The sequence below is a fragment of the Kineococcus haloalkalitolerans genome (assembly GCF_050871905.1).
Lineage (GTDB): Bacteria > Actinomycetota > Actinomycetes > Actinomycetales > Kineococcaceae > Kineococcus.
The window spans coordinates 1-13,483 of sequence record NZ_JBJLSH010000070.1; the positions used below are offsets into that span (position 1 = coordinate 1).

At 77.3% G+C, this 13,483-nt stretch carries 12 protein-coding genes and 1 riboswitch; of the genes, 10 read left to right on the plus strand and 2 right to left on the minus strand.

All coding sequences use genetic code 11. The annotated features are described in order from the left end of the window. Positions 1 to 120 precede the first annotated feature (120 nt). The 9 genes from ybeY to ACRYMY_RS18675 all read left to right on the plus strand — a co-directional run bounded on the left by ybeY (position 121) and on the right by ACRYMY_RS18675 (position 9,468). Positions 121 to 657 (plus strand): rRNA maturation RNase YbeY, encoded by a 537-nt coding sequence (gene ybeY / locus ACRYMY_RS18635; protein ID WP_432548712.1) that lies wholly within the window; start codon positions 121 to 123, stop codon positions 655 to 657. A 5-nt stretch (positions 658 to 662) separates the two neighbouring features. Then, positions 663 to 2,018, plus strand: coding sequence for a hemolysin family protein (locus ACRYMY_RS18640; protein ID WP_432548713.1), 1,356 nt, complete (start codon positions 663 to 665; stop codon positions 2,016 to 2,018). After that, entirely contained in the window at positions 2,011 to 2,976 is a 966-nt protein-coding gene (gene era / locus ACRYMY_RS18645) for a GTPase Era (protein ID WP_432548714.1), read from the plus strand. The genes ACRYMY_RS18640 and era overlap by 8 nt, the downstream gene beginning before the upstream one ends. A 44-nt stretch (positions 2,977 to 3,020) precedes the next feature. Next, a complete protein-coding gene (locus ACRYMY_RS18650) occupies positions 3,021 to 5,147 on the plus strand; it encodes an alkaline phosphatase family protein (RefSeq protein WP_432548715.1) in 2,127 nt (708 codons plus the stop codon). Beyond that, complete coding sequence (locus tag ACRYMY_RS18655; protein WP_432548716.1) at positions 5,144 to 6,055, plus strand: MBL fold metallo-hydrolase; 912 nt, start codon at positions 5,144 to 5,146, stop codon at positions 6,053 to 6,055. The genes ACRYMY_RS18650 and ACRYMY_RS18655 overlap by 4 nt, the downstream gene beginning before the upstream one ends. 118 nt (positions 6,056 to 6,173) lie before the next feature. After that, entirely contained in the window at positions 6,174 to 6,440 is a 267-nt protein-coding gene (locus tag ACRYMY_RS18660; protein WP_432548717.1) for a hypothetical protein, read from the plus strand. A gap of 129 nt (positions 6,441 to 6,569) precedes the next feature. Then, a riboswitch (SAM riboswitch) is annotated at positions 6,570 to 6,668 on the plus strand. Positions 6,669 to 6,795: 127 nt separating this feature from the next. Then, positions 6,796 to 7,551: an ABC transporter ATP-binding protein gene (locus tag ACRYMY_RS18665; protein ID WP_432548721.1), complete on the plus strand. Its 756-nt coding sequence runs from the start codon at positions 6,796 to 6,798 to the stop codon at positions 7,549 to 7,551. Between the two features lie 76 nt (positions 7,552 to 7,627). Further along, positions 7,628 to 8,656 carry an aliphatic sulfonate ABC transporter substrate-binding protein gene (locus tag ACRYMY_RS18670; protein WP_432548722.1) on the plus strand — a complete coding sequence of 343 codons (1,029 nt, stop codon included), beginning with the start codon at positions 7,628 to 7,630 and terminating at the stop codon, positions 8,654 to 8,656. Next, complete coding sequence (locus ACRYMY_RS18675) at positions 8,653 to 9,468, plus strand: ABC transporter permease (protein ID WP_432548718.1); 816 nt, start codon at positions 8,653 to 8,655, stop codon at positions 9,466 to 9,468. Before ACRYMY_RS18670 ends, ACRYMY_RS18675 begins: the two co-directional genes overlap by 4 nt. Positions 9,469 to 9,525: 57 nt before the next feature. On the opposite strand, the gene aceB is transcribed toward ACRYMY_RS18675, so the two are convergent. Then, complete coding sequence (gene aceB, locus ACRYMY_RS18680; protein WP_432548719.1) at positions 9,526 to 11,214, minus strand: malate synthase A; 1,689 nt, start codon at positions 11,212 to 11,214, stop codon at positions 9,526 to 9,528. Between the two features lie 28 nt (positions 11,215 to 11,242). Then, a complete protein-coding gene (aceA, locus tag ACRYMY_RS18685) occupies positions 11,243 to 12,526 on the minus strand; it encodes an isocitrate lyase (RefSeq protein WP_432548723.1) in 1,284 nt (427 codons plus the stop codon). A 189-nt stretch (positions 12,527 to 12,715) separates the two neighbouring features. On the opposite strand from aceA, the gene ACRYMY_RS18690 reads away from it, so the two are divergent. Further along, positions 12,716 to 13,483, plus strand: a 768-nt coding sequence (locus ACRYMY_RS18690) for a helix-turn-helix domain-containing protein (protein ID WP_432548720.1), incomplete at its 3' end; no start/stop codon positions are given.

Here is a 13,483-nt window from a genome sequence, read left to right on the forward strand (position 1 = left end):
CCCCCCCCCCCCCCCCCCCCCCCCCCCCCCCCCCCCCCCCCCCCCCCCCCCCCCCCCCCCCCCCCCCCCCCCCCCCCCCCCCCCCCCCCCCCCCCCCGAGGCGCGGGGACGGGGCCGGCGGTGAGCGTCGACGTCGTCGACGAGAGCACCTTCGCCGAGGAGCGCGGGGTCGACACCACCGAGGTCTCCGAGCTGGCCCGCTACGTGCTGGACGCCCTGCGGGTGCACCCGCTGGCGGAGCTGTCGGTCCTCCTCGTCGACGAGGAGGCGATGGCCCGCCTGCACGTGCAGTGGATGGACGAGCCGGGCCCCACCGACGTCATGTCCTTCCCGATGGACCAGCTGCGGCCGGGCCGCGAGGGCGCCACGTCCGAGCCGGGGCTGCTCGGCGACGTCGTCGTGTGCCCGCAGGTCGCCGCGGCGCAGGCCGCCGCGTCCGGTCACGCCACGGCCGACGAGGTCCTGCTGCTGGTGACCCACGGGATCCTGCACCTGCTCGGCTACGACCACGCCGAGCCGGAGGAGGAGCGGGAGATGTTCACCCTGCAGCGGCGCCTGGTGCTGGGCTTCCTGGCCCGCATCGGCCGCCCGGGCGACCCCACCCCCACGGTCGGGCACCGCGCGCTGCCCGGCACCGGGCCCGACGCGCGGGGCTGAGCGGCGTGGGAGCCCCCGCCGTCCCCCTCCTGCTGCTGGCGCTGCTGCTCGTGGTGCTGGCGGGGCTGGTCGCCGCGGCCGAGTCGGCGCTGGCGGGCACCTCGCGCCGGCGCGCGCGCGAGCTGGAGGCCGAGGGGCGCCGCGGGGCGCGGGCCCTGGGCGCGGTGCTGGACAGCGCCGCGCCGGTCCTGACGGTGTGCACGCTGCTGCGGGTGGTCGCCCAGACCCTGGCGGCGGTGTGCGTGACGGTCGTCGTGGCCACCTGGGTCGACGGGTGGGGGCTCGTGCTGCTGCTGGCCGGCCTGGGCATGGCCGCCCTCGACTTCGTGCTGGTGGGCGTGGGCCCGCGCACCCTGGGCCGCCTGCACGCCGAGACGGTCGGGCGCCTGGCCGCGCCCGTGCTGGGCCCGCTGGCCCGCGTCCTGGGGCCGCTGGCGCAGCTGCTGGTGCGGGTCGGCAACGCCGTCACCCCGGGCCGGGGCCTGCGGCACGGGCCGTTCGGCTCCGAGGCCGAGCTGCGCGAGATGGTCGAGCTGGCGGGGGAGAGCGGCGTCGTCGAGGCCGGCGAGCAGCGCATGATCGACTCGGTGTTCGAGCTGGGCGACACCCTCGTGCGCGAGGTGATGGTCCCGCGCACCGACGTGGTCTCCACCCGTCGCGGCACCGGCCTGCACGAGGTGGAGGAGCTGCTGCTGCGCTCGGGGTTCTCGCGCGCGCCCGTGGTCGGCGACGACGCCGACGACGTGCTGGGCGTGGTCTACCTCAAGGACGTCGCCGGCCGCTTCCACGCCGACCCGGCCACCGCGCGCGCCACGACCGCCGAGGAGGTCGCGCGCCCGGCGGTGTTCGTGCCCGACAGCCTGCCGGTGGACGACCTGCTGCGGCAGCTGCAGCGCGAGCAGACGCACGTGGCGGTGGTCGTCGACGAGTACGGCGGCACGGCCGGGCTGGTGACCATCGAGGACGCGCTGGAGGAGATCGTCGGCGAGATCGCCGACGAGCACGACCGCGCCGCCCCGGACGTCGAGCCGCTGGAGGACGGCGGGTTCCGCGTCCCGGCCCGGCTGGTGCTGGACGAGGTCGGGGAGCTGTTCGGCCTGGAGGTCACCGACGACGAGGTCGACACCGTCGGCGGGCTGCTGGCCAAGGCGACCGGCGAGGTCATCGTGCCGGGCGCCGCCGCCACCGCGCAGGGCCTGCACCTGCGGGCCGAGGGCCGCGCGGGGCGGCGCAACCGGGTGCGGACGGTCCTGGTCCACCGCGCCGAGGCGGAGACCGGGGACGGACCGGAGCACGACGAGGACGGGGAGGCCGCCGGAGCGACGGCGGCGGGAGCGCGAGCGGGGGGCGACGGTGGCTGACACGACGAGCAGCGGTGCGGCGGGCGGGGCGGGCGGCGCAGGAGGTGGTCCGGGTGCCGGTGCGCACCGGTCCGGCTTCGCCTGCCTGGTGGGTCGCCCGAACGCGGGCAAGTCCACGCTGACGAACGCGCTGGTGGGGCAGAAGGTCGCCATCACCTCCTCGCGGCCGCAGACCACCCGGCACACGGTGCGCGGCATCGTCAGCCGCCCCGACGCCCAGCTGGTGCTGGTGGACACCCCCGGCCTGCACCGCCCCCGCACCCTGCTGGGGCAGCGCCTGAACGACCTGGTGCACGAGACGCTCGCCGAGGTCGACGTCGTGGCGTTCTGCGTGCCGGCCGACCAGCGCATCGGTCCCGGCGACCGGTTCATCGCCGAGGCCCTGGCCGCCGCCCCCCGCTCCGCGAAGGTGGCGCTGGTGACCAAGACGGACACCGTGCCCAGGCAGCGCGTCGCCGAGCAGCTGCTCGCGGTGACCCGGCTCGGCGACGAGCTGCTGGGCGGCTTCGCCGACGTGGTGCCCGCCTCCGCGGTGACCGGCGAGCAGGTCGACGTCGTCGCCGACGTGCTGCTGTCGCACCTGCCCGAGGGCCCGCGCCTGTACCCCGACGGGGAGCTGACCGACGAGCCGGAGCAGGTGATGATCGCCGAGCTCGTGCGCGAGGCCGCCCTGGAGGGCGTGCGCGACGAGCTGCCGCACTCCCTGGCGGTCGTGGTCGACGAGCAGGTCGAGCGCGAGGACGGCGTCCTGCAGCTGTACGTGCTGCTGTACGTGGAGCGCGAGAGCCAGAAGGGCATCGTCATCGGCCGCGGCGGGGCGCGGCTGAAGGACGTCGGCACCCGCGCCCGCCGCCAGGTGGAGGCCCTGCTGGGCACGCGCGTGCACCTGGACCTGCGCGTGAAGGTCGCCAAGGACTGGCAGCGCGACCCCAAGCAGCTGCAGCGCCTCGGCTTCTGAGGCGCCGGCGCAGCGGTCGGCGCGGTCGGCGCGGTGGGGGTCCGGTGAGCGGTGCGGCGGGGGGTGACGGCCGGGACGAGCCCCGGCCGGCGCGGCCGTGGTGGCGCACGCGGCTGACCGCGCGCGACGTGCGCGACGGGCTGTGGTCGCTGGTGCCCACGGCGTTCGCGCTGGGGGTCAGCGCCGCGCTGGTGCCGGGGGTCCACGTCGCCTCCCCGCTGTGGCTGCTGGCGGCCGCCGCGGTCCTGGGCGTGGGCGACTTCCTGGTGCGCCCCGTCCTGGGCCCGCTGGTGGCCGTCGCCGGTCCGCTGGTCACCGTGCTGCTGGGCGTGGCCGTGCAGCTGCTGCTGCTGCACACGGCCCTGACCGTCGTGCCCGGCCTGGAGCTGACCTCGATCGGCGCCCTGTGGCAGGTGTACCTGTGGACCGGGCTCGTCGGCGTGGCCTCGCGCTGGGTCGTCGGCGCCGGTGACAGCCGGTGGGTGGCGCGCGAGCTGCTGCGCCGCCACCCGCACCGCTCCGCGGACGAGCTGCCGCCGGGCCTGCTCGTCGTGCAGGTCGACGGGCTGTCGCTGCCGCTGCTGCGCTTCTGCCTGCAGGCGGGGACCACGCCGACCCTGGCGCGCTGGCTGCGCACCGGCAGCCACCGCGCGGCCGGCTGGCGCGCCCAGCTGCCGTCGACGACACCGGCCGCGCAGGCGGGGTTCCTGCACGGCACGACCGAGGAGGTGCCCGCCTTCCGCTGGTGGGACCCGCACCTGCGCCGCGTCCTGGTCGCCAACCGCCCGGCCGACGCGGCCATCCTGGAGGAGCGCGCCCGCGCCGCGGGCCGGGCCGCGGGGCGCGCGGGCCTGCTGGCCGCCGACGGCGCCAGCGTCGGCAACGTCTTCTCCGGCGACGCCCCGCACGCCCACCTGGTCGTCTCGACCTCGCGCGCCGGCGGGTCGGGGCGGCCCTACCTGCGCTACGTCCTGCGGCCGTTCGTGCTGCTGCGCAGCGTCCTGCTGACCGTCGGCGAGGTCGTCAAGGAGCTGTACCAGGGCTGGCAGCAGCGGGTGCGCCGCGTGGAGCCGCGCATCCCGCGCCGCGGCTGGTACGTGCTGCTGCGGGCCCTGACGAACGCCGTGCTGCGCGACCTGAACATCGCCCTCGTCGCCGAGCACCTGGCCCAGGGCCGCCCCGTCGTGTTCGTCGACTTCCTCGACTACGACGAGGTCGCCCACCACGCCGGGGTGGCGCGCGCGGAGTCGCTGGACGCCCTCGCCGGCGTCGACCGGGCCCTCGGCACGCTGGCCGAGGTCGCCGCGGCCGCTCCGCGCGACTACCGCGTCGTCGTGCTCTCCGACCACGGCCAGGCGCAGGGCGCCACCTTCGAGCAGGTGAGCGGCCGCCGCGTGCAGGACGTGGTGGCCGACCTGCTGCACGCGCGCCCGGAGACGGCGTCCTCGACGGTGAGCACCGCGACGGGGGCGGAGGTGCGCGGGCGCGTGGACGTCCTCGTGCGCGACTTCGCCCCCAGCGGCACCGCGCAGCGGGCGGGCGCGCGCCAGGAGCCGTCCTCGCGCGGCGCCGACGAGGTCGTCGTCGTCACCGCGGGCTGCACGGCTCTGCTGAGCGTGCCGGACGCCCCGGGCGGGCGGATGGACCTGGCCGCCCTCGGCGCCCGCTGGCCCGCCCTGGTGCCCGGCCTGCTCGCCACGCCCGGCGTCGGGTTCGTCGTGGGCCGCCGCGCCGGCGTCCCCGTCGCCCTGGGCCCGCGCGGCGAGCACGACCTGCTCTCGGGCGCGGTGCGCGGCAGCGACCCGCTGGCGGCCGTGGGCCCGCGCGCGGCCGGGGAGCTGGCCCGCGTCATGGGCTTCGCGACGGCCCCGGCGCTGCTCGTGCACTCCACCGTGGACGCCGTGACGGGGGAGGTGCACGCCTTCGAGGAGCAGGTCGCCTCGCACGGCGGGCTGGGCGGCTGGCAGAACGACGCCGTGCTCGTGCACCCGGCGGACTGGCCGCTGGACGAGGACCTGCTGGACCGCGGCGTGCCGGGCGAGGAGCAGCTGGTCGGGGCCGCCGCCGTGCACGAGCAGCTCGTGCGCTGGATGCGGCGGGCCGGCGTGCCGGTGGCCCCGGCGCCCGGGGAGCGGGGCAGCGTCGTCGCGGGGGAGGGGGAGCGCGCGTGAGCGGGCAGCTGCGGTGGCTGGGCCACTCGACCGTCGTCGTCGACGTGGAGGGGGTGCGGGTGGTCACCGACCCGGTGCTGCGCGCGGGCCTGGCGCACCTGCGCCGCCGCCAGCCCGTCCCGGCCGCCGACCACTCCGCCCGCGCCCACGTCGCCGTCGTCTCGCACCTGCACCACGACCACTGCGACATCGCCTCGCTGCGCGCGCTGGACGCCGACTGGGTCGTCGCCCCGCCGGGGGCCGCGCGCTGGCTGAGGCACCGGCTGCGCCCGGTCGGCAGCCGCGTCGTGGAGGCGGGCGCCGGCCAGACCGTCCACCTGCCCGTGCGCGCCTACGACGGCTCGCGCCGCGAGGTGGCCGTCACCGCGCTGCCCGCCCACCACGACGGCGGCCGCACCCTGGCCCGGCTGACCGGCGCGCCCCGCGACGCGGCCGCCGTCGGCCACCTGCTGGAGGTCCCGCGCGCCGACGGGGTGCCCGTGACGGTGTGGGCGCTGGGGGACACCGGCCCCTTCCCCGGCCTGGAGGACGCCGTCCTGGCGCAGCTGCGCGCGCGCCGCCCCGGGGACGGGCGCGCCGGCGCGGACGGCGGGACGGCCCGCGGACCGGACGTGGCGCTCGTGCCCGTCGGCGGTTGGGGCCACACCCTGGGCGAGCACCACCTCGACCCGCGCCAGGCCGCGCGGGTGGTGGCCCGCGTGCGCCCGGCGCTCGCGGTGCCGGTGCACTGGGGCACGCTGGCGCCGCTCGCGCTGGGACGCACGATGGGCGACCGCTGGTGGGCGCCGGGCCGGCACTTCGCCGACCGCCTGGCCCGCCGCTCGGACGTGCGGGCCGTGGTGCTGCGCCCGGGGCAGGTCCTGCCGTTCGACCGCGCCCGCGCGACGCCCCCGCCCGCCGCGAGCTGACCCCCCCCCGCGGCGACACGCGGACGGGTCCCCCCGATCCGCGCGTGCGCCGGGCCCTTCGCGGGTACCGTCGCAGGGACACCCGCTGACACCGGGTCCCGACGGGAACGGGGGAGTCATGGCCCAGGCGTTCACCTTCCTCACGGCGCTGCTCGACCACGAGCAGCGGGCGCTCGTGGTCAGCACCGACGACGGCCGCGTGCTGTCGCGGCTGGCGCTGAGCGACCCGCCCGCGCACGGCTACTACGAGCCGGGGCAGCTCGACGACGCGCTGGCCGACCTGGGCCTGCGCGCGGTCGGCTGCTGGCTGCGCGACGGCGACGGCGGGGCCGTCGCCGACGTCCGGCCGCTGGGCGAGCCGATGCCCGACCCGCGTCCGGTCTGAGACCGGCCGGCCCCTCGCGAGCTCCGCGCGGCGTCCCGCGCGGCGTCCTGCGTGGAGGCCCCGGGCACCCCGTGAGGCTGCCCGGGGCACCCTGGTTTGACACGGCCCCCACCTCGGCCTTTGATGGTGCAACCATCCAGAGCGGCCGAGAGACCTGGCTCGACGACGCCGCAGCAACCTCCGGGCCCTCGGGCCCGGGCACGGTGCTCACGCCAGGACCGATGGAGGAGCCGAGTTGCCCCCTGGTCCCGCGACCGCGCACGAGACCGCGCGCCAGCGCGCTCCCCGCACCGCCGCCACGACCCCAGCGAGCGCGGCGACCACCGCGCGCGCCGACGCCCTGCAGGCCGCCGACGTGGTCCTGCGCGGTGTCGGGCGCTCCTTCGTCAACGCCCGCGGCACCCACCGCGTGCTGGCCGACGTCGACCTCGTCGTCGAGGCCGGGTCCACCGTCGCCCTGCTCGGCGCCTCCGGCAGCGGCAAGTCCACGCTGCTGCGCCTGGTCGCCGGTCTGGACCTGCCCACCGCGGGAGAGGTCGCGGTCGGCGGTGAGCCGGTGCGCGACGTCAGCGACCGCTGCGCCGTCGTCTTCCAGGAGCCGCGCCTGCTGCCCTGGCGCGACCTGGCCGGCAACGTCGCCCTCGGCCTGCCGCGCGGCACCCCGCGCGCCGAGGGCCGCGAGCGGGTCGCCCACCAGCTCGGGACCGTCGGCCTGGCCGACTTCGCCGGGCACCGCCCGCGCCGCGTCTCCGGCGGCATGGCCCAGCGCGCGGCGCTGGCGCGCGCCCTGGTGCGCCGCCCCGGCGTGCTGCTGCTCGACGAGCCGTTCGCGGCGCTGGACGCGCTGACCCGGCTGAAGATGCAGGACCTCCTCGACGACGTCCAGCGCGGCACGGGCGCCACCACCCTGTTCGTCACCCACGACGTCGACGAGGCGCTGCACCTGGCCGACCGCGTCCTCGTGCTCGGCACCCCCGAGGGCGCCGAGGGCGCCCGCGTGGTGCGCGACCTGCGCGTGGCGGCGCCCCGTCCCCGCGACCGCGGCGACGCCGAGCTGGCCGCCCACCGCGTGGAGCTCCTGGAGCTCCTCGGCGTGCCCCGGCACGCCTGACCCGCCGCCCCTCACCACCCCCCACCGCCGGTCCGTCCCGGACCGCCGCTCGTCCCTGCCTGGAGGAACCCCCGTGCTGCGCACCCCCCGCCCCCTCGCCCGCCGCACCGCCCTCGGCCTCGCCCTCGGCGGCGTCGCCCTCGGTGCCGCCGCCTGCGTGCAGGGCGAGGACAGCACCGGCGCCGTCGCCACCGGGGGCGCCGGGTCCGGCTCGGGTTCCGGTGGCGGCGACACCGTCCGCCTGGACTACGCCCTGTACAACCCGCTGAGCCTGGTCGTCCGTCAGCAGCGCATCCTCGAGGACGCCGGCCTGACGGTCGTGTGGGAGCAGTCGCTGGGCAGCAACCGCGCCAACGAGTTCCTGCGCAACGACAACCTCGACGTGGCCTCCACGGCGGGCTCGGCGGTCCTGCAGGCCCGCGCGAACGGCTCGCCCGTGCAGACGATCGCGGTGTACTCCCAGCCGGAGTGGACGGCGCTGGTCGTCGGCGAGGGCTCCACCGTCACCGACGTGGCCGGTCTGCGCGGGGCCCGGATCGCCGCCACCACCGGCACGGACCCGTACTTCTTCCTCCAGCAGGCGCTGGCGGAGGCCGGCCTGTCGGGCGCCGACGTGGAGATCGTCAACCTGCAGCACCCGGACGGGCGCGCGGCCCTGGAGCGCGGCGACGTGGACGCGTGGGCGGGCCTGGACCCGAACATGGCGGCCTCGGAGCTGACGGCGGGCTCGCGCCTGCTGTACCGCAACGTGGACTTCAACACCTACGGGATGCTCAACGCGCGCGAGCAGTTCATCGAGGAGTCCCCGGAGCTGGCGCAGCAGGTCGTCGACGCGTACGCGCAGGCGCGCTCGTGGGCGCTGGAGAACCCGGCCGACCTGCAGGCCCTGTACGCCGCCGAGGCGCAGCAGGAGGACGAGGTCGCCGCGCTGGTGCTGGAGCGCACCGGCTTCGTCGACCTGGTGCCGGGCGACGCGCAGGCGCAGGTGCTGGAGGCGATCATCCCGCTGATGGTCGAGACCGGTGACGTGCGCTCGGAGGAGGAGGCCCGCACCGCGCTGGAGGGCCTGTTCGCCCCGCAGTTCGCGCAGGCGGCGTCCTCGTGAGCGCGTTGAGCGGGACGCAGGCGCCGCCGCGGGAGCCCGCGGCGGAGGGTGCGCGGCGCCGGGTGCCCGCGGCCGGGTGGGCCCTCGGGCTCGTCGTGCCGGTCCTGCTGGTGGCGGCCTGGCAGCTCAGCTCGACGCTGGGTGTGTTCAGCCGCTACCAGATGCCGCCGCCGCTGGACGTGCTGCGCGCGGCGGGGGAGATGTGGTCCACCGGGGCGTTGCAGGCCAACGTGGCGATCAGCGTGCAGCGCGTCCTGCAGGGCTTCGCCGTCGGCGCTTCGCTCGGGGTGGTGCTGGGCGGGCTGACGGGCCTGTCGAACCTGGCGGACCGGATGCTGTCGCCGATGTTCGGGGCGCTGCGGGCGGTGCCGTCGCTGGCGTGGGTGCCGCTGCTGGGGCTGTGGATCGGGCTGGGGGAGACCCCGAAGATCGTCCTCGTCGCCATCGGTGCGTTCTTCCCCGTCTTCACGACCGTCTACTCCGCGCTGAGCCACCTGGACCCCTCGCTGGTGGAGGTGGGCCGCGCCTACGGGCGCCGCGGCGTGCGGCTGTTCACCGAGATCCTGCTGCCGGCGACGGCCCCCTCGCTGCTGTCCGGGTTGCGGCTGGGCCTGGCGCAGAGCTGGCTGTTCCTGGTGGCCGCCGAGATCATCAGCTCCTCGGTCGGGCTGGGGTTCCAGCTGACCAACGGGCAGTTCATCGGCCGCACCGACCAGATGCTGCTGGCGATCGTGCTGCTGGCCGTGCTGGGCAAGCTCAGCGACGTCGTCCTCGGGCTGGTCGAGGCCCGGGTCAAGGCCCGCCGCGGCTGACCCGTCCCCGCACCGCGACGGCGGCCGACCCCGAGGGGCCGGCCGCCGTCGCGCGTCTCACGCCGTCGCCGCGACCGGTGCCGGGGCCGGGGAGCGCTCGCCCGCCGGGCCGGGCAGGACGACCGTCACCGGTGCGGGCCGCCGCTCGACGAGGTGGCGGACGTAGGCGGCGGAGGTGACGAACGCGGGGAACTCCTCGCCCAGCACCGCCTCCTCGACGAGCGCGCGGGCCCGTTCCAGCCGCTCGGCGGCGCCGGGCACGCCCGCCAGCTCGCCCCGGGCCCGGCCGAACTCCTCGTCCAGCACGCGCTGCACGAGCCGGGGGACGACCGCGCGCCCGTCCTCCAGCACCGTGCCGTGCCGCAGCCACGTCCACACCTGCGAGCGGGAGATCTCCACGGTCGCCGCGTCCTCCATGAGCCCGTCGACGGCCACGGCTCCGGCACCGCCGAGCCACGCCTGCAGGTAGTGCAGGCACACCCGCAGGTCCGCGCGCAGCCCTTCCTCGGTGGCCCCGCCGGGCACGCCGGACAGGTCCAGCAGGTCGTCGGCGTCGACGTGGACGTCCTCGCGCAGCCGGTGCCGCTGGTCGTCGGCGCCGCCCAGGACGGCGTCGAACGCGGCGCGCGCGGTGCTCACGAGGGCGGGGTGCGCGACCCAGGAGCCGTCGAACCCGTCGCGCGCCTCGCGGTCCTTGTCGGCGCGCACCGCGGCCAGCGCCCGCTCCGTGGCCGCCGGGTCCTTCTTGGAGGGCACGGCCGCGGCCATCCCGCCGATCGCCACCGCCCCCCGGCGGTGGCAGGTGCGCACCAGCAGTCCGGTGTAGGCCCGCATGAACGGCACCGTCATGGTCAGCCGGGAGCGGTCCGGCAGCGCGGCCGCCGGGTCGGTGCGCCGGTTCTTCACGACGCTGAACAGGTAGTCCCAGCGCCCGGCGTTCAGCCCCGCCGCGTACGGGCCCAGGGCGTGCAGGACCTCCTCGGCCTCGAACGCCAGCGGCAGCGTCTCGACGAGGACGGTGGCGCGCACGGTGCCGCGGGGCAGGTCCAGCGCCTCCTCCGCGCAGCGGAACACGTCGTGCCACAGGCGCGCCTCGGCCGCCGACTCCAGCTTGGGCAGGTAGAAGTACGGCCCTCGCCCCGCGGCGACCTGCCGCCGGGCGCCGTGGAACAGGTACAGCCCGGCGTCCAGCAGCGCGCCGGCCACGGACGCGCCGCGGACCCGGACGTGCTTGTCGACCAGGTGCCAGCCGCGCGGGCGGACGACGATCGTCGGCAGGTGCTCGCCCAGCCGGTACTCCCTGCCCTCGGGGGTCGTGAAGTCGATGCGCCGGTCCAGGGCGTCGAGGAGGTTCAGCTGACCCTCCACCACGTTGGCCCACGTGGGCGCGGTGGCGTCCTCGAAGTCGGCCATCCACACGTCGGCGCCGGAGTTCAGCGCGTTGACCGTCATGGCGCGCGTGGGCGGCCCGGTGATCTCCACGTGCCTGCGCTCCAGCCCGGGCGCGGGCGGCGGCACCCGCCAGCGCGGGTCCTCGCGCACGTGCCGGGTCTCGGGGCGGAACCCCAGCCGCTCCTCGCCGGACAGCAGCCGCTCGGTGCGCCGCTGCCGCTGCGCGAGCAGGTCGGCGCGGCGGCCGGCGAAGGCGTCGTGCAGCAGCGCCACCAGGGCCAGGGCGTCGGGGGTCAGGACCTCCCGGTAGCGCGGGCGCAGCTCGCCCAGGACCTCCACGTCGGTGCGTCGCATCGTCGTCCTCCTCAGCTCGTCGGGCTCGTCAGCGGAACTGCTCGGTCTCGGTGGACCCCGCCAGCGCGGTGGTCTCCGCGTCGGGGGACAGGGCCCGGGTGACGCGGTCGAAGTAGCCGGTGCCGACCTCGGCCTGGTGGCGCACGGCGGTGTAGCCGTCCTCGACGGCGTCGAACTCGCGCTGCTGCAGGTCGACGTAGGCGCTCATGCCGCCGCGGGCGTACCCGCGGGCCAGCTCGAACATCGAGTGGTTCAGGGCGTGGAACCCGGCCAGGGTGATGAACTGGAACTTGTAGCCCAGGTCGCCCAGCTCGTCCTGGAACCGGGCGATCTGCCCGTCGTCCAGGGCGGCGCGCCAGTTGAACGACGGTGAGCAGTTGTAGGCGAGCACCCGGTCCGGGTGCTCGGCGTGGACGGCCTGCGCGAACTCCCGCGCGAACCCGAGGTCGGGGGTCCCGGTCTCCACCCACAGCAGGTCGGCGTAGGGGGCGTAGGACAGCCCGCGGGCGATGGCCGCCTCGCGCCCGCAGCGCACCCGGTGGAACCCCTCGCCCGTGCGCTCGCCGGTGCAGAACTCCCGGTCCCGCTCGTCCACGTCGCTGGTGAGCAGGGTCGCGGCCAGCGCGTCGGTGCGGGCGACGACGAGGGTGGGCACGCCCAGGACGTCGGCCGCCAGCCGCGCGGCGTTCAGGGTGCGCACGTGGTGCGCGGTGGGCACGAGGACCTTGCCGCCGAGGTGGCCGCACTTCTTCTCAGCCGCCAGCTGGTCCTCCCAGTGGACCCCCGCGGCGCCGGCGGCGATCATCTGCTTCATCAGCTCGAAGGCGTTGAGCGGGCCGCCGAAACCGGCCTCGGCGTCGGCGACGACCGGCGCGGTCCACCAGGTGCCGGACGGCTGGCCCGTCTCGGCCCACTCGATCCCCTCCGCGCGCAGCAGCGCGTTGTTGATCCGGCGCACGACGGCCGGCACGGAGTTCGCCGGGTACAGCGACTGGTCGGGGTAGGTCTGCCCGGCCAGGTTGGCGTCGGCGGCGACCTGCCAGCCGGACAGGTAGACGGCCTCCAGGCCGGCCCGGACCATCTGCACGGCCTGCCCGCCGGTCAGCGCGCCCAGGGCGGGCACGTGGTGGCGGGTGCGCAGCAGCTGCCACAGGCGCTCCGCTCCGAGGCGGGCCAGGGTGTGCTCCTCGACGACGCGGCCGCGCAGGCGCACCACGTCCTCGGCGGTGTAGTCGCGGCGCACGCCGGCCCAGCGCAGGTCGGTCTCCCAGGCGGTGCGCAGCTGCTCGGCGCTCGGCTGCGGCGGCGGCAGGGTGCGCACGGCCAGGTCCAGCGCGGCGACCTCGCGGTCCACGGTGTTCGTCACGACTGCTCCTCACGGTCGGTGCTGACATCGGTGTCGTCCCGGCGGGGTGCCGTGGAGAGAGGTTGGCCGTTCCTGCACGCCGCGGGAGCCCCCGAACGCCCGCAAGAACCGCGGTTCTTGCCCTAGCGTGCAGGGATGCCGGAAGTCGCCCCCGGAACGGACCTCATCACTCTCGGCCGCCGCCTGCGGCACCTGCGCACCGCGGCCGGCCGGACCCTGGAGGACGTCGCGGGTGCCGTGGGCAGCTCCGCCTCGCGCCTGTCGCTGCTGGAGAACGGCCGGCGCGAACCGCGGCTGTCGCTGCTGCAGGCGCTGGCGGCGGAGCTGGGCGTCGGCCTGTCCGACCTGCTGGCCCCCGAGCCGCCCAGCCGCCGCGCCGACCTGGAGATCCGCCTGGAGCGCGCGCAGCGCTCCCCCCTGTACGCCACGCTCGGCCTGCCGGTGGTCCGCCCCGGCAAGCGCACCCAGGTGGAGCTGCTGGAGGCGCTGGTCGGCCTGCACGAGGAGCTGGTGCGCCGCGCCCACGAGCGCGCGGCCACCCCCGAGCGGGCGCGCACCGCCAACGTCGAGCTGCGCCGCAGCATGCGCGAGCGTGGCAACTTCTTCGCCGACGTCGAGGAGGCCGCCGCCCGGCTGCTCGGCGCCGTCGCCCACCCCGGCGGGCCGCTGACCGAGCGGCACGTGGAGGCCCTCGGCGCGCACCTCGGCTACGAGTTCCACGTCGTGGAGGACCTGCCCCACTCCACCCGCTCGGTCACCGACACGCGCCACCGGCGCATCTACCTGCGCCGCCAGCCCGCCGGCGGGGGGGGGGGGGGGGGGGGGGGGGGGGGGGGGGGGGGGGGGGGGGGGGGGGGGGGGGGGGGGGGGGGGGGGGGGGCGCGGGGGGGGGGGGGGGGGGGG